Consider the following 20971-nt stretch of genomic DNA (forward strand, 5'->3'; position numbering starts at 1 on the left):
CCGGCATCGAGCGGCGCCGTTCCGACTTCGAGAAGCGTGTGGCCGCGCGCCGACGTCCGGCGTAACAAACGAAGGAAGGATCGTCCCGCGGCAGCGTATTTCCGCGGATTCACGGCGCCCGGACTGGATCCATCCTTCGTTGGTGACGCGACACACCTGAGCTCGCCGGCTTCGGTCCCCCGACGACCGAGAGTCCTACCCTCGGCACATGGCTCAGCTGCACCGCGCGACGATCACTCCCGGCAAGCTCGAGATCGTAGAGGCATGGGCGCCGACCCAGCCGTGGTGCGCGGTCGGAGGCTTCAGCCAGCTCGGCGCTTACCGCTTCGACGATCCCGCAGGCAGGGTCGGTAGTGAGACCCTTCTTGTCCAGGCGCCCGGTCAACCGCCCCTCCAAGTGCCGCTGACCTATCGCGACACTCCACTCCCGGGCGGAGAGGAGTGGCTCCTCGCGACGGCCGAGCATTCCGTTCTCGGGCGGCGATGGGTCTACGACGGGATGCACGACCCGGTCGCCGTGGCGGCGTTCGTCGCGGCGATCCACTCCGGCGCAGGGGAGGCCGAGCAGTACGTCGAGGAGGACGGGCAGCGCGTCCGATGTCCGCCGACGGTGATGGTGCGGGGCAGCGGAACGAGTGCCGGATCGGTTCATCCGCCCGCCTCAATGAGCACCCGGAGCGACTCCCGCACGACCACGACCGAGACGGACGACGGGACGCTCGTCCTCGCGCGGGTCCTCGATGCTCCCTTCCTCCTGGGCGAGCGGATCCTGGTCGGCGCCTGGCGGGACGCCACTCCTCTCACCCTCGCGACCCTCCTTTGATCCCCCACGCGAGATGCACCTTCAGTACGCGGCACGAATACGAGCTCAAGTGGCATCGGGGCGGGCGGCGGTCAGCGGAGGGTGGCGAGGACCGCCTCCAGCGCGTCGACCGCGAAGTCGATCTCGGCGGCGGTAACGACCAGCGGCGGCGCCAGGCGGATGGTCGAGCCGTGCGTGTCCTTCGCGAGGATGCCGCGTGCCATCAGCGCGTCGCAGACCGCGCGGCCCGAGGCGAGCTCGGGGTCGATGTCGATGCCCGCCCAGAGCCCGGCTCCGCGGACGGCGACGACTCCACGGCCGATCAGCGTCTGGAGTCGAGCGCGCAGCTGGGCGCCGCGCTCGCGGGCGAGCGCCTGATACTCGCCGGTGGCGAGCAGCTCGACCACCGCGAGTCCGACGGCCGCAGCGAGCGGATTGCCGCCGAACGTCGACCCGTGCTCGCCCGGCCGCAGGACCCCGAGCACGTTGGAGTTCGCGACGACAGCCGACACCGGCACGATGCCTCCGCCGAGCGCCTTGCCGAGCAGGTAGATATCGGGCACCACGCCGACCAGGTCGCACGCGAAGGTCGCGCCGGTGCGGCCCAGGCCTGACTGGATCTCGTCGGCGATGAAGAGGACGTTGCGACGGCTCGTGATTTCGCGCACGGCCGGGAGGTAGTCGGCGGGCGGGACGACGATGCCCGCCTCGCCCTGGATCGGCTCGATCAGCACGGCCACCGTGTCGTCGTCGATCGCGGCCTCGAGAGCCTCGGCGTCGCCGAAGGGGACCGTGCGGAAGCCGGGCGTGAACGGAGCGAAGCCGTCTCTCGCCTGGTCGTCGTCGCTGAACGAGATGATCGTCGTGGTGCGGCCGTGGAAGTTGCCCGCCGCAACGACGATGTTCGCGCATCCCGGCATGACGCCCTTAACGCGGTATCCCCAGGCGCGGGCGACCTTGATGCCCGACTCGACCGCCTCCGCGCCGGTGTTCATCGGCAGGACCATGTCCTTGCCCGCGAGCTCGGCCAGCGCCGTGACGAACGGGCCGAGGCGGTCGTTGTGGAATGCGCGGCTGGTGAGGGTGACGCGGCCGAGCTGCGCGCGCGCCGCTTCCAGCAGCGCCGGGTGGGAGTGGCCGAAGTTCACCGCGGAGTAGGCGGCGAGGCAGTCGAGGTAGCGGCGACCCTCGACGTCGGTGATCCAGGCGCCTTCGCCCGTGGCGGCGACGACCGGCAGCGGGTGGTAGTTGTGGGCGGCGTGCTCCTCCTCCGCGGCGATGAAGGCTGCGGTCGCGGTGATGCTCATGTCGTTCCTCCTGTGGGGACGGTCGACTCTCCAAAAGTTGTCGCACTCGGCGCCGAACGCGACAACTTTTGGACAGTGGAGGGTGGGGTCAGCGCTAGATAGCGGCGGGTGGAATCAGCGCCGCAGCTCGAGCGTGCAGCACTTCACGCCGCCGCCGCCGAGCAGCAGCTCGGACAGGTCGACGCCGATCGGGTTGTAGCCACGCTCGCGCAGCTGGCGCTCGAAGCCGGTCGCGCGCGAGGCGATGACCACGTTCAGGCCGTCCGAGAAGGAATTGAGGCCGAGCACCGACGCGTCCTCCTCCGCCACCAGAATCGCGTCGGGGTACAGCTCGCGGAGGGTGCGGTTACCGTCCTCGTTGAATGCACTGGGCAGGTAGGCGATGGTCTCGTCGTCGAGGACCGCGATCGCGGTGTCGAGGTGGTAGAAGGACGGATTCACCAGCTCGAGCGTGACGACTTCGCGGCCGAAGATGCGGGCGACTTCGGCGTGCGAGTCGGAGGCGGAGCGGAAGCCGGTGCCGGCGAGGATCCGCTCGCCGACGAGCAGGAAGTCGCCCTCGCCCTCATTGACCTCCTCGGGGACTCGGACGTCGAAGCCGGCCGAGCGGAACCAGTCCATGTAGGCCGGGCCCTCAGGCTGGCGTTCGGGGTAGGTAAAGGCGGCGCCGTAGGCGATTCCATCGATCACGAATCCGCCGTTGGCGGCGTACACCATGTCCGGCAGGCCTGCCTCGGGCTCGATCAGCTCGATCGCGAAACCGAGGTCGACATACGTGTCGTAGAGCGTGTGCCACTGCCGGAGGGCAAGCGCGGTGTCGGTGGGGACCTGCGGATCCATCCACGGATTGATGCGGTAGACGACGGTGAAGTACTCGGGCGGGCACATCAGGATCGATGTGGCGACGGGCGTGCGGATCGGCGCCTGGGGGCGCACAGCGGTATCGGTCATTCGAGTCCTCCTGCGAAAGGATGCGGATGAGCGGACCGGGTCCAGTGGCTCCGTGCCCCGGCTGGGTGCGAGCACGCTCCCGCCCAGTCTGACACGCGACAATCCCGCAATCCCTACAGTGGGACGCACGAATCCTGCGCACGCACCCCTCCCCGCGCACATCCACGGCGTCCTGCCCGCCCAGCGGGGAACCCCGGACCGTAGTGGAAACCAGCCGGATAGGGCTCCCTTGATGGTTGGAGGGTCCCCCAGCGACACCCAGGCAGCATTCGGCGACAGTTACCCCAAAAAGGGGGACTACGGGCATCCGCCAGCCAGTGGGACGATCCTCGCAGCCCGACGTCCGTCGGTCTTCTCCCCGCGACGAAGCTGGAAACGCACTCATGCGCACGAAGACCCTCAGCGTCGGGCTCCTGCTCGCTCTCCTCCTCTCCTTTTTCGTCGCAACTCCGACACAGGCCGCGGGCGCTCCAGCCGCGCCGACAAATGTGGTCGCATCAGACAACAGCTGCACGGACGCGGTCACGGTCTCGTGGACACCGCCTGCGTCAGCGCCCGCCGGCTACCGGATCCATGTCTACGCAATCGCGTCCAACTACTGGGACGAAGAGGGCACCGAGGAGCGGTACACCGTGAGCCTCGTCGAGGTCACTGGGAAGACCAGCGTCACACTCGACCTCGGTCGTTCCTACGACCCGTATTTCTTCGAGGTCTCGAGCGTGACGAATTTCAGCGCGCCCTTCACCGGCGGCAGCGAAGGCATACGGCTTGCACCGTCCTCTTCTCAGAGCAGCCCAGCCGAAACCGCTTTCACCCATTTCTGGGATGTCCCGGCGCCGGGCAATCTCACCGTCGCGGTCGACACAGAAACGTCTCTCGCATCCGCCCGCTGGAGTCGACCCTCCGTCGACGCCAAGCTCTGCACCTTCGAGAGCTATCACTTCACGCTCGATGACCTCTCCTCGTCGGATGACGATAACGACTACGAGAACTTCGACGGCACCATTTCACAGGCCGACACCTCTTACGAGATGGAACTCGAACCGTTCCACCGCTATGAGTTCTGCATCTGGGCTTCTTCGCAAAGGGAGCGGTCCTACTCGGAATACATCAGCTACGCGGATTCTCCAGCTGCCTGCGTCAGCATCAGCACTAGCACCACCACACCGGGCGCTCCGAGCAACGTGTCCGCCTTCTCCTCAGGCAGCTCGATCACGGTTTCGTGGGATAACCCTTGGAGTGACGGCGGCACTGACATCACCGGCTACCGAGTCGGACGCAGCGGCACCGATGCTTCCGGCAGCGGTCCCTGGTCCACGGTCGTTGCCGCCGACAGGCGGTCGCAGACCTTCACCAACCTGCGCCCGAACACCCCGTACACGTTCACCGTGCAGTCGATCAACGCGGTCGGCAGCGGTGAAGTCAGCTCCGTCACTCAAGTCGCGAACCCGTACTCGCCGCCATCCGCACCCACCGCGGTCTCCGGATCCACCAACGACGCCGCCAGGACCGCGACGATCTCGTGGGCCCCGCCGACCTCGGCCGGCAATCCAGTGATCAGCGGCTATCGAGTCTCGCGCAACGGCGTCGACAACGCCGGCTCCGGGCCTTGGTCGACCACGGTCGGCTCCTCCACCCGCTCCTTTACCTTCACGAATCTCGCAGCCAACGGCACATACACGCTCACCGTCTCCGCAGTGAACGCCGGAGGCGAGAGCCCGACCGCAGCGACCGTCGTCGCCCTGCGCGGCGCCGCCCTCACTGCCGCGACGCCGACCATCGCCGGCACACCCGCCGTCGGATCAAGCCTCACGGCGAACGCTGGGACCTGGGGGCCCTCCCCAGTCACGCTCACCTACCAGTGGCACGCGGCAGGCACCGCGATCAGCGGGGCGACCGCCAGCACCTACCGGCCACTCGCGGCCGATGTCGGCAAGGTCATTACTGTCGCCGTCACCGGAGCAAAGTCGGGCTACGTCTCGACCACCCGCGTCTCCTCCGGCACGGCAGCGGTGATCGGAGGCACGCTCGCGGCCGTAACCCCGACAGTGTCCGGGACGGCGAAGGTCGGCTCCGTCCTCAGCGCTGCGCCGGGCACGTGGGGGCCGTCTCCGGTCATTCTGGCGTACCAGTGGAACGCTAACGGAGCGGCTTTGTCTGGAGCGACTTCGTCGACCTACAGGCCCTCCGCCGCCACCAGCGGGAAGCGAATCACGGTGACAGTCACCGGATCGAAGTCGGGCTACATCTCCGCGAACCGAACCTCAACCGCCACCAGCGTCGTCGCCGCCGGCGCCCTCAGCACTGCCACGCCCACCATCACGGGAACAGCCCGCGTCGGCTCTGCGCTCAGCGCGGTTCCGGGCGCTTGGGGACCTTCGCCCGTCACGTTCTCCTATCAGTGGAAGGCGAACGGCACCGCGCTGAGCGGCGCCACCTCCTCTACCTACAGACCGACGGGGGCGACGCTCGGGAAGCGGATCACGGTGACGGTCACCGGATCGAAGTCCGGATATACCGATGCTTCGACGTCATCGGCGACGACGAGCGCCGTCGTTGCCGGGACGCTCACGGCGGCGACTCCGACCGTCAGCGGCACTGCCAAGGTCGGCTCGACCCTCACCGCGAAGCCCGGCACCTGGGGTCCGTCGCCCGTCGCTCTGTCCTACCAGTGGAAGGCGAACGGCGTCACCGTCTCGGGCGCGACGGCGGCGACCTATAAGCCGACGACCGCCACGGTGGGCACAAAGATCACGGTCACCGTCACCGGCAAGAAGACCGGCTACACGACCACGACGCGCACCTCCGCCGCCACCGCCGCGGTGGTGAAGTAGCGGGGACTGTCGAGGGGGGAGCCCTCCGTTAACGGTTCGGGGTTCCCCCGATGGGGGCGAGCCGTGTGAAGATGCAGGGCAACCGCCTGCTGAGCAGGGACGGCCCAGCCACGCACCCCACGGAGAACCATGAGTGTCACCACCCTCCTCATCGGGATCGAGACCGGGGGCACCAAGGTGGTCGCCGCGGTGGCAGCGCGCGACGACCCCGAGCGAATCCTCGCCACGACCACGCTGCCCACTCGCGGACCCGCCGAAACCCTCGCGGACCTCGCCGCATTCGTGAACGGCCACGGAGTCGAGGGGAGCGTCGCCGCCGTGGGCGTCGCCTCCTTCGGGCCGCTCGATATCACTCCGAGCTCCCCCGGCTACGGCCGACTGACGTCGACACCGAAGCTCGGCTGGGAGGGCACGGACGTCCTCGGCCCGATCCGGGACGCCGCTCCCGGCGCTCGCACGGGACTGGTCACCGACGTCAATGGCGCTGCCCTCGGCGAGGCGCGGTGGGGTGCGGGAGTGGGGGTGGGCCATTTCGCCTACCTCACTGTCGGCACCGGAGTCGGCGGAGGCATCATCTCCGGCGGTCGCCTCCTCGCCGGCAGCGGCTGGCCCGAAGTCGCCCACCTGCTGCCCCGCCGCCACCCCGAGGACCGCTTCGAGGGCACCTGCCCGTTCCACGGCGACTGCGTCGAGGGCCTGGTGGCGGGCCCCGCGATCGCCGCCAGGTGGGGAATCGACGGATCGAGCCTTGGGGCGGAAGCGGCCGCGGCGAACCTCCGCTTCAGCTCCTACTACCTCGCGCAGCTCGTCATGACGCTGGCGTACGTCACCGGCGTACGCCTGGCCGTCGTGGGCGGCGGAGTATCGAAGACGCCGGGCCTCATCGACGCGGTCCAGGCGGAGGTGAGACGTCTGATGGGCGCTCCGGGAGCGACGGGGGCGGGAGGCGACCCGGTCCGTGTCGTCCGCCCGGCGCTGGGGGATGAGTCGGGTGTGCGCGGCGCGCTGTCGCTGGCGGACTCCCTCCTCGGCGACACGCAGCGCTGACCGTCGCGACACGCAGGGCCACGCCGCTCAGCCGGCGTCATTGCTCGTCCGATCTGCAAGTACCCGTCCGATCTGCAAGTACCCGTCCGATCTGCAGGTACCCGTGCGATCTGCAGGTACCCGTCCGATCTACAGGCTTTCCCGCACTAAACCCCCGTCCCCACGGCATGGACTCACTCACGGAACGCCGAATCCCCTGCAAATCGCACGGCACCAAGAAAGCCACCCGAACCCGAGCCGGTCAACGCCGCGTGTGCGCGCTGCGGCCCAGGCTCACGAAGGAGCCCCTCGGCGAGCGCGTCCAGCCGGTCCCGGGCCTCGCCGTTCAGGGCGAGCATCCGTCGCGCCGCATCGGCGAGCTGATCCGGAGTCGCGGAGTTCGGGTCAAGTACCGCCGCGACACCCGCGTCCTCGAGGGCGGCGGCACCCGCGAACTGGTCGGTCGAGAACGGCAAGACGACGAGCGGGACGCCCGCGTTCATGGCCTCCGTGACGCTGTTATTACCGCCGTGGCTCACCGCGAGATCGGCACGACGCAGCAGGGTGACCTGGGGCAGGAAGCCGCGCACGAGCCAGCCGTCGGGGATCCGGCCGAGCGCCGACGGGGCCGTCGCGCCGACCGCGAGTGCCACGCGGACCGGTCGTCCCTCGGCCTCCACCTCGGCGAGCGCGGCGACGACGCGCGCGAGCACATCCTCGCGCACCGAGAGGAAGCTGCCGAAGCTCACGTAGACGAGCGGGTCGCTCGACGCGGCGAGCCACGCCTGCACTTCAGCATCGTCTGGCTCCTCTCGGACCGCCGAGCCGAGGAACGCATACGGAGGTAGCTGCGCGCTGCGGGCGGGGTCGTGCAGCTCCCCTGGGTAGTTCAGCAGCAGCACGTCGCCGGTTTCCGCAAAGGCATCGGCGCTGGGGGGCGCGGATGGGTCGAGCGCGGCGAGCGCGGCGTTCCACTCGGCGGTGAAGGAGTCGCGCACCTCTTCGCAGAGAGCGCGCAACGCGTCGAGGTCGTCCGGTTCCGGCGCGAACGCGTCGGGCCACACGGGCGGGAAGCCGTAGACCTCGCCGGGCACCGTCAGCGCACTCGGGTGCCCGAGCACGACATCGCCGTACGGCACACGGAGCGCGCGCAGCGCGACGCGCGCCGTGAAGGCCAGGTGGTCGACCACGATCGTGTCCGGCTGCACCTCGTCGAGGATCTCGCGCAGTCGAGCGGAGACACCGGCCGGGTCCCAGAGCAGGTCGGTCAGCCGCTCACGCGCCTGGTAGGTGAGCGTGGGAACCATGCCGAGTCGCGTGGCGTCGAAGAAGCCGCGGAGCGAGGCTCCCTCGTCTGGCGCCTGGTCCTGGGCGCGGATCGTGCCCGGGTTCGACCCGCGCCCGAGTCGCAGCCGGACGTGCTCGAACCCGAAGCTGGCCACGATCGACCGGGTCGCCTCGCCCGTCGCGACGACCACGCGCTCATCCGCCTGTTGCCAAGCGGTGCCGAGCGTCGCCAGCGGGAGCAGGTGCGAGGCGTAGTCGGGACTGACGATCAGCAGGGTCACGAGGCTCCCAGGACGGAGCGAGAGCGGACGGGATGCTCCTGGTCCGCCGTCGCCTGCGTGTAGACCTCTGCCAGCGCGCGCGCCATTGCCTGCACCGTGTAGCGGTCGGCGACCATTGCCCGGCCGCGGGCCGCGGCGCGTTCGCTGAACGGTCCTGCCGCCACGTCGAGCGCGGCGGCGGCTGCTCCAGCGAGCGCCGCGGGGTCTGACGTCTCGACGAGGAATCCGGTCTCCCCCTCCTCGACGTAGGTCGCTGGTCCGCCGGTCGCGGGCGCGACGACGACCAAGCCTGCGGCAAGCGCTTCAAGCAGTGCGATGCCGAACTCCTCCTTCATGCTCGCGCAGACATACGCCCCGCCCGGCGCCGCCAGCCCTGGCCGACCGTGCCGGACCGCTCCCAGCCACCGCGAGACCGTGCCGTTCGGGCGGTGCCCGGCCACAAGGAGCCCGTCGCCCGCGACGGCGGCGATCCGATCGAGTTGCTCGCGCTCGTCCGGGCTCGGGTCGATCACGTCCCCGCCGACGAGGAGGAGGTTCGCCCGGGCGCGGAGCGCGAGATCGGCCGCCCACGCCTCCGCCAGTGTTGCCATCCCCTTGACCCGGTGCAACCGGCCGACGCTGAGCAGCAGCGGCAGGCTGCGGCGCGCCTCAGGGAGCGCGGCGAGCAGCCGATCGAGCAGCGCGAGGTCGTCGCCCTCGTCGGGGGCGACCGACTCGCCGGCCGCCGAAGCACGCGCAGCCTCCTCTCCGCGCTCGACCAGGCGCACGTCGATCCCCTCGGAGACGGTCGAGTGCCGCTCGGGATGTGCCGTGATGTCGATGCCGAGCAAATCCTGCATCGTCTCGGCGAGCTTCTCGCGCGGGAAGAGCACGGTGTGGGCGGCGTCGGCGGCAAGGCGCTGCACGAGGCGCACCCGGAACCAGAAGTGCTCGCTCACATCCCGCTCACCGAAGTCGGCGCGGGTCAACGCTCCGGAGGCGTCCAGCCCGGAGATCAGCGCGTGCGGATCCGGGGCGAGAGTGAACACGACGGGGATGTCGAGCTCGCGCGCGACCGCGGCGGCCGCCAGCGATCCGACGTCCGCCACCCGCAGGTGCAGCACGTCGACCCTCCCCGCCGCTCGAAGGATGCGGCGGATGCCGCGTTGGGCGGCGATTCGGCGGTTCCAGGCCTGGGGCATGGCCACGGCGGGACCTACGAACGGCACGGGAGCGAAGGCGTGTCCGGAGGAGGAGAGTTCACCGAGAGCGCGCTCAGCGTCGGCCGGGGTCCCCCGCGAGAGGGTGAGCACGCGTTCGATCCCGTCCTGCTCGACGAGCGCGTCGCCGAGCCGCACGAGCAGCGTCGCGATACCACCGTTGTCGCCCGCTCCCACACGGGTGAGCGTGCCGTCGATGTCGGCGTGTACGAAGAGTTGCGCGATCGTCGCCCCGGCGGTCGTGGCAGGAGCGGGGGCCAGATCCACGAGCGCCAGGCGGGCGAGTGGCCCGATCGGGGCGTCCTCCTCCGCCAGCCGGGTCAACAGCAGCTCTGCGTCATCGGATCGACGCTCGCCGAGGGCCTCGGTCGCCGCGGTTCGCGCGCTCAGACTCTCGCTGCGATCGGCGGCGATGTGCAGGAGTGTCCGCTCGGCGATCGCGCCGGGAACCAGCCCCAGGGTCTCCACGTAGCGGCCGCGTGCCTGGGCGTCACTTTCGCCGATTAGCGCGCTCTCCAGCGCCACGGCCAGCAGGTCGGGGGTCGAGGAGGCCCAGAGGAGGAGCGTGCGCTGAGCAAGCATGCCCGCGAAGTCGCCGTCACGGACCATCCGCAGCAGCGGACCTATCGCGGCGGGGCGCGGGAGTCGTCCGCCGAACGCCCAGGCGGCGTGCTCGCGGAGGAACGGGCGCTCGTGCTCGAGCAGCAGCAGCAGCGAGAGGTCCGCCTCCTCGTCGAACACCTGCGCGAGCGAGTGCACGGCGGCGATGGCCGTCAGCTGGTCGGAGGGGTCCACTGCGGCCCGGGTGAGCAGGCGCACGGCGCGGCCCCCGCCATCGCTCACCGCCGCGACGGTGAGTTCATCCGCCGCCCTGATCGCCTCAAGCAGGGTGGGTGCGCTGCGGACGGCGTCAAGAACGGTCTGCGTGGCCATGGTTCACCTGGTCTGTCGGAGTGGATCGTGCAGGGGCGCGCGGCCCCCGGGCGTTTCCGGGAGCGGCGGACCGGTATCGAGCATGCCGCGCCGTCGGCTGGGATTTCGCCACTTGCGTCGGAACTCCCGCCGCGATAGGCCCGACTGTCAAGGGGGTACTGCTGACGCCGATAGCGCCAAACGCCGTGGCCGACCTGCACGGGTGCTGAGAGCCGGCGCCCGGTCATTGCACGACGACGAGATCGAGATATATCGTGTATTTCATCCACTCGCGTTATATCGCGTTACGATCACGCGCCCCATCCGGTGCAGGAGGAGGAGTTCATGTCGCTCGAGAAATGGCTCGTGCAGGCGGGCGAATCGAAAGTCATCGACCTCGACATCGTCCGCTCGGTCTCGATTGCCCTGGTTGGCGGTCAGATCGACGTCATCGCCCACGACGAACCCACGGCTCGCGTCGAAGTGGCAGAGGTGAGCGGACGCGCTCTCAAGGTCTCGATGGACGGCGACCGTCTCGAGATCGACCACATTCAGCTGCGCTGGGACACCATCGTCGATGTCGTGAAGGGACTTGGCCGCCGTGGCGATCGCGCCGACATCAGCCTCCTCGTCCCCCGCGGTGTCGCCTTGAAGTTCGACACCGTCTCTGCCGACGGCCTGGTGTCCGGCCTGCACAGCGACGCGCGCATCTCGACGGTCGGCGGCGACATCGTCATCGACGGCCTGCATGGCGACATCGAGGTGAACACCGTCCACGGCGAGCTCTCGGTCCGCAACCACACCGGCCGCGTGAGCGCGCGCACCATCTCGGGCGACGTGGCCGCAGCCGGCGCACTCACCCGTTTCTCGGTCGATGGCGTATCGGGAGACGTCTTCGTCGATGCGGACGGCACTCCCGACCACATCCAGTCCAATACCGTCAGCGGAGACCTCACGGTCCGCGTCGACGAGGGCCTCGGCGCCCGGTACCGGATCAACACGGTCTCGGGGAACTTGCAGCTCGACGGCTCGATCGTGAAGGGCACCTTCGGGCGCGGCTTTACCTCGACCACCGGCTCCCTCGACTCGACGTGGGTCGATGTCGCCGCCAACTCCGTCTCGGGCGACGTCACTGTCGTTCGCCGCGCACCCGCCTCCGCCACGGCCTCTGTCGATGAAGGGAGCGGCTGGGGCTCCCCCGGCTCCGCTCCCTCCGATGAGCAGCGCCCAACCGACGGAGGTGTGCTGTGAGTCCCGTCTTCGGTCACGGTCGTCTCCGCCTCTACCTGCTCAGCCTCCTCGCCGAGGAGCCGCGCCACGGCTACGAACTGATCCAGGCCCTCAGCGAGCGCTTCGGCGGAACCTATGCCCCCAGTGCGGGCACCGTGTATCCGCGCCTGGCGAAGCTCGAGGAGGAGGGCCTCGTCACGAAAGAGGCCGACGGCCGCAAGACCGTCTACTCCATCACCGATGCCGGTCGTGCCGAGCTCGCGAATCGCGCGACCGACCTCGGCGACATCGAGGAGGAACTCACCGACTCCGTCCGTCGCCTGGCCGACGAGGTCCGCCTTGGAGTAGCGGAGGCAATGAAGAGCCTCCGCGCAGATCTCGCCAGCGCCGCCCGCGACGCCCGTGGCTCGAGCGGACGACGCGCCGAGCACGCTGACGAGTCACCATCGTCCCCGACGCAGGACACGAAGGACGTTCCGGGCACGCAGGACACGCATGACACGCATGAGCACGTCACGACCGACGCGCGCACCGCGTCGCGCCTCGCCCTTCGCGACGCCGAAGTGCTGCTCACCGAGTTCCGCGACGAAGTGCGGGCCGAGTTGCGCACGGCCGCTGCCACGGGAGCCGTCACCTCCGCCAGCGTCGACGCCCTCCACACGGCGCTCGCCCAGGCTCGCGCGGCGGTCCGCTCGACCCTGAGCTGACTCCCGCCCACCACCCACCCGCCCAGGGAAGCTTGAACCGTCGAGGGAGCCAGCGCTCGCTGGCCCCCCTCGACGGTTCGAAGTTCCCCCCGGCAGTGGAGTTACCGGCCGGCCTCGTGGATGTCGCGCGCCTTGGTGACGCGCGCGGGGTCGACCGGATTCATGCCGAGCACGATCTTGCCGCGCGAATGACGCTTCTCCAGGTCCTCGAATGCGTCCTGCACCTGATCGAACGGGTAGAAGCCCGAGACCAGCACGCGCAGCTTCTGGTCGCGCACGAGCCCCACCAGCTCGCCAAGGATCTCGGTATCGCGCCGGGCGGTTTCGGCGTCGGGCCAGACGGCCCGCAGTTCGATCTCCTTGCGGTCGTCGCTGGAGTGGAAGCGCCCATCGACGATGCCGAGCTCGTCGGCCAGCTCGGGATTCGTGCCGCCGAAGTTGTCGAGAAACACGCTGACTCCGTCTGGGGCCGCCGCGCGGATACGCTCCGCGATCCCGTCGCCGTAGACGATCGGCTTCACACCAATCTGGCGTAGGTAGTCGAAATTGCGCTCGCCGCAGGTGCCGATCACGGTGGCGCCGCGGAGCTTGGCGAGCTGGATCTCGAGGCTGCCCACTCCGCCAGCCGCCGCCGAGACGACGACGGTATCGCCGGCCCGCACTCGCGTGGCCTCCAGCGCGCGACAGGCCGTAACTCCGGCGAGGAACAGCGCTCCGCCGACCTCCCAGCTCACCGCAGCAGGCTTGGCAACCAGATTCTCCCGCGGCACGACGACGTGCGTGGCGTGCGAGCCGACGAGCGCGTGGCCGACCACATCGCTGCGCAGCTTGAGGTCGCTAACCCCCTCGCCAAGGCCGATAACGACGCCCGAGAAGTCGGTGCCCTGGCGCATCGGGAACGCGGCGGAGTGGTCGGAGTCGAACTCCCCCTGCCGAATGAACGCCTCCATGTGGTTGACCCCGGCGGCGAGAATCTCGACGAGCACCTCCCCGCGGCCTGGGCTGGGGCGCTCCACCTCGGCGATGTCAAGGACCTCCGCACCGCCGAAACGGGAGTATTGGACGACACGGCTGGAGGTGTGACTGAGGCGGGACATGCCTCATCATCGTCCCGCGCCGCCGAAAATCCCTACCCCCGAAGAGGGGAGTTCAGTGAGGAGGCGTCGTTCGGGCAGTACAGCTGTGTGCGCGGACCGGAGCGGTCGATGACATGCTCCGACATCGGATGTCCACAGAGCGGGCAGGCCTGGCCGGCGGGCGCTTCCTGCTCAGGCTGATCGTAGGGGCCCAGCGGCGGCGGGCCGATCCAGGGGAAAAGACGCGCGTTGAAGCGCTGATAGAGGGAGCCGCTCTTCTTTCGCGTCATATCCTTAGTGTACTAAGTATTGGCGGTGCACTCAGCATCAGCCCAGGTACTCAGCAGCATCAGCCCACAGGAGAGGAGCGCACCGTGGATCCCGCCACGCCCGCCGACCCCGACCTGCTCGCCCTGCACAACCAGGTGTGCTTCTCGCTCGCGGTCGCGGCACGCACCGTCATCGGCCTGTACCGCCCCGTGCTCGAGCCGCTCGGCCTCACGCATCCGCAGTACCTCGTGATGCTCGCGCTCTGGGAGCGCAGCCCGCGCTCGCTGACCGACCTCAGCACCGCCCTACGCCTCGAGCCGGCGACCCTCAGCCCTCTGGTCAAGCGCCTGGAAGCGGGTGGTCACGTGACCCGCGCTCGGAGCGCCGGAGACGAGCGCCGCCTCGACGTCGCCCTCACCGCCTCGGGAGCCGCACTGCGCGAACAGGCGCTGCAGGTTCCGCCACAGATTCTCGAGCGCCTCGATCTCCCGGTCGACGAACTGACGGCACTGCGCGAGAGTCTCATCCGCTTGATCCCCGCCGCCACGCAGCCGCCCACCGAACGCGGGGTCTGAGCGCGCCGCGGACCCGCCGGGAAAACTCCCGGTCACAGCGCGGGATCAGCCTCCGCTCGGCGCGCTCTCGGCCGTCTTGACTGCCCCACTGCACGGAGTAGTGTCGTCGCTCGTGACACACGAGGGTCCCCCGACTGGCGCCGACGGATCGCCGCCCGACGCGACCGAGCTGCGCACCGCCAAGCACTTCTTCATCGGGGAGCCGCTGCCCAGCGACAAGCTCGAGGGTCAGCTCCTGCAGAAGCGGCTTGCGCTCCCCATCTTCGCGAGCGACCCGCTCTCCTCCGTGGCCTATGCGCCGCAGGAGCTGCTGATGATCCTGCTGCTCGGTGGCCTCTCCTTCCTCACCTTCGCACCCTGGGTCGCGGCCTGCGTCGTCATCCTGCTCGTCGTGGTGGTGCTCAGCTACCGGCAGCTAATTCGGGCCTACCCCTCGGGAGGCGGCGACTACGAGGTCGCGCGCACCAACATCGGCGAGACGGCCGGCCTTACGGTCGCCTCCGCGCTGCTGGTCGACTACGTACTGACGGTTGCGGTCTCGGTCGCGTCGGGCGTCGACAACATCATCTCGGCGGTGCCCGAGCTGGCTCCGCTGCGCGTCGAGCTGGCGATTCTTTTCGTCGTGCTGCTCGCGGCGGTCAACCTCCGCGGCGTCTCAGAGTCGAGCCGCGCGTTCGCCGTGCCGACCTACCTCTTCGTCGCGAGCGTTTTCGTCATGGTTGTCGTCGGCCTGGTCCGCACGGCGATCGGCGATACCCCGGTCGCGGAGTCGGCCGGCTTCACCGTGCAGGGCGAGCAACTCACGCAAGCGGCCGTCGTGCTCCTCCTGTTGCGCTCCTTCGCCAGCGGCTGCGCGGCGCTCACCGGAGTCGAAGCCATCTCCAACGGCGTCCCCGCCTTCCGCGCACCCAAGGTCAAGAACGCGCAGCGCACCCTCGTCGCGATGGGCGCGATCGCGATCACCCTCTTCATCGGACTCACCGCGCTCGCCCTGCTCTCGAACGTGCACTACGCCGAGAATGCCTGCCACCTCGTCGGCTTTGCCGACTGCGCCACCACTCCGCAACGCTCCGTCATCGCTCAAGTCGCCGCCGCCACCTTCGGCAACGACACAATCCTCTTCTTCATCATCCAGGCGGCGACCGCCGCAGTCCTCCTCCTGGCCGCGAACACCGCGTTCAATGGGTTCCCGCTGCTGGGTTCGGTGTTGGCTCGCGACGGCTATGCACCCAAGTCGCTGAATACCCGCGGCGACCGTTTGATCTACTCCAACGGCGTGATCGTCCTGGCGCTCGTCGCCGCGATCATCCTGCTCGTCTACCAGGCCTCGCTGACGAACCTGGTGCAGCTGTACATCATCGGCGTCTTCGTCTCCTTCACCCTCGGGCAGTCGGGCATGGTGAAGCACTGGATGCGGATGATCCGCAACGGCGAGGGCTCGCGCACCGTCTACACGAGCCTGGGCATCAACCTGTTCGGAGCGACACTGACGTTCGCCGTGCTCGTAGTCGTCACGATCACCAAGTTCGCCCACGGCGCCTGGCTCGTCTACCTGGTGATGCCAGTCCTGGGCGTCCTGATGGCTGGCGTGTACCGCTACTACCGCGACGTCGAGAAGGAGATCGAGGTCGACCCCACCACGACCTTCGGCGCTAACGGCGACCACGCGATCGTGCTCGTGGGCCGGATGAACAAGCCCACCCTCAAGGCGCTCGACTACGCCATCGCGGCGCGGCACGAGACTCTGGAGGCGGTGCACTCCTCCATCGACGACGCCCAGACCGCGCAACTCAAGGCCGACTGGGAGCGGATGGACATCCAGGTGCCGCTGCGCTGCGTCGCCTCGCCGTACCGCGACATCTCCTATCCGCTGATCAAGTACATCAAGGCGCATCGACTCGAGCACGGCTCCGAAATCACCACGGTGTATATGCCGCAGTACATCGTCGGGCACTGGTGGGAGGCGTTCCTGCACAATCACAAGTCGCGCCGGATCCGCCAAAAGTTGCTGCTGTTGCACGGCGTGACCGTGGCGCTGGTGCCGTGGCTGCTCGACTCCTCCGAGCTGATCTACGGACGCCGCTCGCGCCCGATTCCGGGGCAGACCCGCCGCGGCGAGCCCGTGCGGCCGGTGACGCGTCGGCCGATCCCGCCCGCGTCGTCCCTCCCGCAGGGTGCTGCCGGCGAGGGCGCTCCGCGCATCGGCGTGCAGCGGCCGTCGTCGGCCGCCCGCGCTCGCTCCAAGCGCCGCTGAACGGCACGCTCCCGCGAGAAGCCAAAAGTTGTCGCACTCGGCGCCGAGTGCGACAACTTTTGGCTTCTCGGCAGCACACGGCACGGGGGGCAGGAGGCGCGCAGGCCCCGGAACGGGTAGAGGGCCCGCGGCATCCGCCGCGAGCCCCCGATTTCCCCTTGTGCCTTCCCCCGAAGGCGGCCCGCCCCAACGGGCCGTGTCCGACGCTATCGGCGGGCTATGCACCGGCACATCCTCCTCGCGACGGATGCGTATCCTCCCCCGAGTGGGGAGATGGCGCTCAGGCCCCACCGCGGCGACTCACGCCGAGAGCGGACGAACCGTCAGCCTCCACAGTGCGGCGACAACGACGACCGCGGCTCCCGCACCCGACAGGCTGAGGACCACGGCACGCGCGAGGACGACCCGGCACGCACTGCCGAACGGATCGACGTCGGCCCCCGCGAGCATGATCCCCGCTGGAACGACCGCAGCAGCGAGCACCACCGCCCCCGCCGCGATCCTCGCCGACTGACGCCCATCCGGCTCGAGCGGCCGGGGCCGGCGACCGACGTACCAGGCCGTTGCACCAATGCCGAGGCCGAGCAGTCCGATCATGCCGCTACCGCACTCCACCCACTTGTAGCCAACGAACGGCCCGAGCTGTTGCCGCAGCATCGGCACGGCCGAGACGAAGAGGCCGCCCCGATGGGTGAATCCGTCCCACAGCACGTGACTCGCTGCCCCGATCACGACGCCCACGGCAGCGAGCACGGCCAGCCGCATCCGGGCGAACATGCCGCTCGGCGGCGGACACCACGGATGGAACCGGGAGCGGACGCGGGCGGGCGCGAGGTCGCGCCAGGCCGGAGCGACGAATGAACTCCAGAGAACGAGGGCGAGCAGGCCCAGCAGAAGATCAACGGTGACGATGCCCAGGAGCGAGTGCGTCGACTCCTGAGCGGCCCCCAGGGGGAGAGAGAGCCCGACGTCCGGCACCATCGCGCCGATGGCGACTGCGGCGGCCGGAATCCGCTTGTTCGAGAACGCGAGCGCGACGACGGCATGGCTCGGCGTGAAGGGCATGACAGGCACGCTAGCTGGACCGCATCCTCACCCATCGCCCGGGCGCGTAGCGTCGGTCGCCCCTCACCGGCCTCAGTCGTCCGGCCCACTCGCCCTCGACCGTGCCGGGGACGGTGCCCGCCGTGACGAGGAGCACGATCCCCAGCCCGAAGAACCAGGCCGACTTCCCGGCAACGAGCAGACCGCCGATCAGGAGGAGCCCTCTCGTGGCCCACTCTGGCCCCCGCGCCGCTTCCGCAGCGGAAGTCCAGCCCGCCCCCTCGCCATCCCACGCTCGCATCACTCCTCGACGCTAGACCGAGCATCTGCCACACCGCTTCCACCGCAGGGGGGAGTCGGCCGCGCCATCTTCTCCGTCACCCAGAGCCAGCCGCGCCGCCTCCCCCGCCAAGGGGAGACCCACTCGGGGGACTTAGAGCGTGGCGACCGTAGAATCGCACGAAAGTCCGGCCCTCCGGGCCTAGCGGCGACGGAACGGAGCGGGTGTGCGGAAGGCGTTCGCGGTCCTCCGCATGGCCCTCGCCGGCCTCGGCGCGGTCGGGCTTGTCGGTGACTTCTTCTACACGCTCGGCTTTCGGGCGTTCCAGATCGACAACTTTTTTGCGTACTTCACGACCCAGTCGAACATGGCCGGAGTCATCGTGCTCGGCCTCTCGGGGTTGCTCTCTGTGGCGCGCGAGCGGGAGCCGCGGTGGCTCAGCGCCGCTCGGGCACTGGTGCTGACCTACATGGTCGTCTCGGGAATCGTCTTCGCGCTTATCGCGGCCGAATCGAATGCGCGCGGTATCCGCGTGGATGTGCCCTGGTCGAGCGCACTGCTGCACTTCATCATTCCCAGCCTTGCGCTCCTCGATTGGATCCTTGCGCCAGGTCGACATCCCGTCTCCTGGCGCGCAGCCCTCACTGTGCTGGGCTTCCCGATCGTCTGGGGTGTCATCACCCTGGTGCGGGGCGCCCTGATCGGCTGGTACCCGTACTTCTTCCTCGACCCAGCCCAGGTCGACGGGCCGGTGATGTTCGTGCTGTACGACGTGATCGTGCTGACTCTGATCTCGGGCATGGCGGTGTTCGTCCTCGCACTCGGGCGCGTGCGTCCGCTCCGGGCCGCGCCCTCGCCGGACTGGAACGGCCCGCTGGCGAGCCTGCGCGAACTGGTCAGCCGGGGACGACGGCGAACGGCTCCAGCGCCGCCCGCGCGAGGGTAAGCAGCTCGTCGTCGCTCAGCTCCTGCACTGAGAGCGCCTGGTCCGCGCCGACCAGCCCGACGAGCACCGGCGCGCCCGTGGACGGCTCGAGGTTCAGCCACTCGGTGATGCCCGCCTCAGAGCCGACGAGCGACCAGCGGGCGGGAGCGGCGGTGTCCCAGAACGGCGCATCGAAGCGCAGCCAGAGCGTGTCGACGACTCCGGAGCCCAGAGCGGCGATCGCGGCGCGGTGCGCAAAGGGCAACGGCGGATCGAATGCGATGGCGTCCGTCTTCAGCACGCCGATCGGCACGGTCACCAGGACACGGTCCGCCGTGAAGGACTCTCCCGTGCCCAGTCGGATGCTCGCTCCGGTCTCCGTGTAGCCGATCCCGCTCACCGCGACGCGCAGCGAGACCTCGACGTCAGTCAGCAGCGCGTCGATCAGCGGCGCGAGTCCGTCGGTGAGCAGTGCGGCGGAAGCCTCGCCCGCATCGGCCGCAGCGGCGGAGACATCGCCCAGGCCGTACCAGGACGAGAGCTCGTCGGTCGCGGCGCCGGTGCGCAGAGCGGCGCCTCCAGCGAGGAAGGCGGCGACGCGTGCGCCGTCGCCGAAGTCGGCGTCAGCGGGGTCGGGGGCGCCGGAGCCGACGAACGACTCGGCGAGGGACAGGTCCTCGGGCTGCTCCGCTCCCCACGCCAGCGCGCGGGCAAGAGCCTCAGCCCCGGTGGACCCGGTATCGAGGACACCACCGTCTGCGTCGGTCGCGCGGGGGCTCGTCAGGTCGACCGCCGTTGTGACGACTCCCGCATCGGCGACGCTCTCGCGCAGGGCCGCGCCGGCGCCGGTGAGCGCCCAGGCTCCGCCCTCGACGGCAATCGGCCAGCCGTCGGGTCTCGACGTGGCAATTCGGCCACCGGTGCGCTCGCGCGCCTCCACGACGGTCACATCAAAGCCGGCGTCGAGCAGGCGCCGGGCGGCGACGGCTCCGGCGAGCCCAGCGCCGACGACCGCGATCCGCTCGCCTGAATCGGCGACGGCGGTGATCTCGGCCGCCGCGCGCACTCCAGAATTCCACGCTCCCTGGAGCGTGCCGGGGGCGCCGGCGTCGGTCGCCTCCCCCGCGAAGAAGAGGCGGTCGAATACAGCCGCGCCGAGGTCGCTGCGATGCTCGGGAGTCGCCCCGACGGGGAGGTAGGAAACGGAGCCGAGCGCGTAGGGGTCGGAGCCCCAATCGGTGCGAACGAAGGCGGCAGCCGGTGGGACGGCGGTGGTGCTCACGGTAGGCACGGGCGCCTTCGTCACCGATCGTGAGGGTGCCGGACGCGACGGCGTGCATCCGGAAAGCGCGACAAGACCGGCTCCCGAAACGGCTCCCGAGAGGAAGAGGCGGCGTCCGATCGTCATCCCGGCCATCCTACGTTCCTGCCCCTCTCAAAGGGGACGCCACTGGTCACCGTCCGGCAGCACCTCCTCGGGGAGTCGCACGTCGCGGTCCGCGTCCTGCGCCGCCCTCGTCCCCTGCTTCGGCACGGAAGGCAAGGCCGCGCGGGCGGCACACAGCGAGTGGTAGGACTGGGACATGAGCAACGACATCCGCGAACTTCCCGAGGGCGAGACGTATCTCGCCCTCTTCCAGGGTGGCCCCTTCGATGGCCAGACCGACACCCGTGTCAGCACCGATGGGGGGTACGAAAAGGAGGTCGACGTCTACGCTGCCGTCGACGGCCAGGAGACACACCTCGTCTACACCGCCGTCGCCGCGAAGGAGGTCGGCGAGTCGGTGCACGTGACCTACACCATTGATTCCAGCGACTCCGACCCGATCGAGGACCCAGAGGACCGCGGCGGCGGATTCCAGTAACCGCCGACGTGTCGGATGCCGCCCCCGCCCCGCACTCTGCGAGGCCGGGGGCGGCATCCGCGTCTGGGGACGCGCCACTCGGTGGCCATCCATCCTCTGGCGCATAGGCTGATGCTTCCTCACGTCGCGGTGGATCCCCCACCGCC

The 20971-nt window shown here is 69.6% G+C and carries 18 protein-coding genes; 9 read left to right on the forward strand and 9 right to left on the reverse strand.

Features of this window, described 5'->3' with window-relative positions; genetic code table 11:
• The first annotated feature begins 208 nt into the window (after window positions 1–208).
• Window positions 209–823 carry a maltokinase N-terminal cap-like domain-containing protein gene (locus tag B0H03_RS12515; protein WP_104266040.1) on the forward strand — a complete coding sequence of 205 codons (615 nt, stop codon included), beginning with the start codon at window positions 209–211 and terminating at the stop codon, window positions 821–823.
• A 71-nt stretch (window positions 824–894) separates the two neighbouring features.
• On the opposite strand, the gene rocD is transcribed toward B0H03_RS12515, so the two are convergent.
• A complete protein-coding gene (gene rocD, locus B0H03_RS12520; RefSeq protein WP_104266039.1) occupies window positions 895–2109 on the reverse strand; it encodes an ornithine--oxo-acid transaminase in 1215 nt (404 codons plus the stop codon).
• A 114-nt stretch (window positions 2110–2223) separates the two neighbouring features.
• On the reverse strand, window positions 2224–3060 hold the full coding sequence (ddaH, locus tag B0H03_RS12525) for a dimethylargininase (RefSeq protein WP_104266038.1): 837 nt from the start codon (window positions 3058–3060) through the stop codon (window positions 2224–2226).
• 383 nt (window positions 3061–3443) lie between these two features.
• On the opposite strand from ddaH, the gene B0H03_RS12530 reads away from it, so the two are divergent.
• Window positions 3444–5894 (forward strand): fibronectin type III domain-containing protein, encoded by a 2451-nt coding sequence (locus tag B0H03_RS12530; RefSeq protein WP_104266037.1) that lies wholly within the window; start codon window positions 3444–3446, stop codon window positions 5892–5894.
• A 129-nt stretch (window positions 5895–6023) separates the two neighbouring features.
• Window positions 6024–6941 carry an ROK family protein gene (locus B0H03_RS12535; protein ID WP_104266036.1) on the forward strand — a complete coding sequence of 306 codons (918 nt, stop codon included), beginning with the start codon at window positions 6024–6026 and terminating at the stop codon, window positions 6939–6941.
• A gap of 173 nt (window positions 6942–7114) precedes the next feature.
• Here B0H03_RS12535 and B0H03_RS12540 read toward each other — a convergent pair whose 3' ends face one another.
• Both B0H03_RS12540 and B0H03_RS12545 read right to left on the reverse strand, forming a co-directional pair.
• Window positions 7115–8488, reverse strand: coding sequence for a nucleotide disphospho-sugar-binding domain-containing protein (locus B0H03_RS12540; protein ID WP_104266035.1), 1374 nt, complete (start codon window positions 8486–8488; stop codon window positions 7115–7117).
• Window positions 8485–10620 carry a glycosyltransferase gene (locus tag B0H03_RS12545; RefSeq protein WP_104354031.1) on the reverse strand — a complete coding sequence of 712 codons (2136 nt, stop codon included), beginning with the start codon at window positions 10618–10620 and terminating at the stop codon, window positions 8485–8487. The genes B0H03_RS12540 and B0H03_RS12545 overlap by 4 nt, the downstream gene beginning before the upstream one ends.
• 324 nt (window positions 10621–10944) lie before the next feature.
• Here B0H03_RS12545 and B0H03_RS12550 point away from each other — a divergent pair, with 324 nt between their 5' ends.
• Both B0H03_RS12550 and B0H03_RS12555 read left to right on the forward strand, forming a co-directional pair.
• Window positions 10945–11850, forward strand: a complete 906-nt coding sequence (locus B0H03_RS12550) for a DUF4097 family beta strand repeat-containing protein (RefSeq protein ID WP_237399561.1) — start codon at window positions 10945–10947, stop codon at window positions 11848–11850.
• Window positions 11847–12536, forward strand: a complete 690-nt coding sequence (locus B0H03_RS12555; RefSeq protein ID WP_104266033.1) for a PadR family transcriptional regulator — start codon at window positions 11847–11849, stop codon at window positions 12534–12536. The genes B0H03_RS12550 and B0H03_RS12555 overlap by 4 nt, the downstream gene beginning before the upstream one ends.
• A gap of 101 nt (window positions 12537–12637) precedes the next feature.
• Here B0H03_RS12555 and B0H03_RS12560 read toward each other — a convergent pair whose 3' ends face one another.
• Window positions 12638–13633, reverse strand: a complete 996-nt coding sequence (locus B0H03_RS12560; RefSeq protein WP_104266032.1) for an NADP-dependent oxidoreductase — start codon at window positions 13631–13633, stop codon at window positions 12638–12640.
• Between the two features lie 32 nt (window positions 13634–13665).
• The gene (locus tag B0H03_RS12565; RefSeq protein WP_104266031.1) at window positions 13666–13902 is read right to left on the reverse strand and encodes a hypothetical protein; all 237 of its coding nucleotides are present in this window, start codon (window positions 13900–13902) and stop codon (window positions 13666–13668) included.
• An 84-nt stretch (window positions 13903–13986) separates the two neighbouring features.
• Between B0H03_RS12565 and B0H03_RS12570 the strand changes: the two genes are divergently transcribed.
• Both B0H03_RS12570 and B0H03_RS12575 read left to right on the forward strand, forming a co-directional pair.
• Window positions 13987–14457 carry a MarR family winged helix-turn-helix transcriptional regulator gene (locus tag B0H03_RS12570; protein WP_104266030.1) on the forward strand — a complete coding sequence of 157 codons (471 nt, stop codon included), beginning with the start codon at window positions 13987–13989 and terminating at the stop codon, window positions 14455–14457.
• Window positions 14458–14569: 112 nt separating this feature from the next.
• Window positions 14570–16711 (forward strand): APC family permease, encoded by a 2142-nt coding sequence (locus B0H03_RS12575; RefSeq protein ID WP_419956914.1) that lies wholly within the window; start codon window positions 14570–14572, stop codon window positions 16709–16711.
• Window positions 16712–17011: 300 nt separating this feature from the next.
• Here the strand turns inward: B0H03_RS12575 and B0H03_RS12580 are convergent, their stop codons facing one another.
• Together B0H03_RS12580 and B0H03_RS12585 are read right to left on the reverse strand one after the other, a co-directional pair.
• Window positions 17012–17776 carry a DUF4184 family protein gene (locus tag B0H03_RS12580; protein WP_104266029.1) on the reverse strand — a complete coding sequence of 255 codons (765 nt, stop codon included), beginning with the start codon at window positions 17774–17776 and terminating at the stop codon, window positions 17012–17014.
• A gap of 10 nt (window positions 17777–17786) precedes the next feature.
• Window positions 17787–18056 carry a hypothetical protein gene (locus B0H03_RS12585; protein ID WP_104266028.1) on the reverse strand — a complete coding sequence of 90 codons (270 nt, stop codon included), beginning with the start codon at window positions 18054–18056 and terminating at the stop codon, window positions 17787–17789.
• Between the two features lie 205 nt (window positions 18057–18261).
• Here B0H03_RS12585 and B0H03_RS12590 point away from each other — a divergent pair, with 205 nt between their 5' ends.
• Window positions 18262–18981 carry a Pr6Pr family membrane protein gene (locus tag B0H03_RS12590; RefSeq protein ID WP_104266027.1) on the forward strand — a complete coding sequence of 240 codons (720 nt, stop codon included), beginning with the start codon at window positions 18262–18264 and terminating at the stop codon, window positions 18979–18981.
• Here the strand turns inward: B0H03_RS12590 and B0H03_RS12595 are convergent.
• Window positions 18932–20368, reverse strand: coding sequence for an NAD(P)/FAD-dependent oxidoreductase (locus B0H03_RS12595; protein WP_160487361.1), 1437 nt, complete (start codon window positions 20366–20368; stop codon window positions 18932–18934). The two genes, B0H03_RS12590 and B0H03_RS12595, sit on opposite strands and share 50 nt — an antisense overlap.
• A gap of 175 nt (window positions 20369–20543) precedes the next feature.
• On the opposite strand from B0H03_RS12595, the gene B0H03_RS12600 reads away from it, so the two are divergent.
• Window positions 20544–20825, forward strand: a complete 282-nt coding sequence (locus tag B0H03_RS12600; protein ID WP_104266025.1) for an oligoribonuclease — start codon at window positions 20544–20546, stop codon at window positions 20823–20825.
• The last annotated feature ends 146 nt before the right edge of the window (window positions 20826–20971 follow it).

Origin of the sequence: Rathayibacter iranicus NCPPB 2253 = VKM Ac-1602 (assembly GCF_003149025.1) — a bacterium.
GTDB lineage: Bacteria > Actinomycetota > Actinomycetes > Actinomycetales > Microbacteriaceae > Rathayibacter > Rathayibacter iranicus.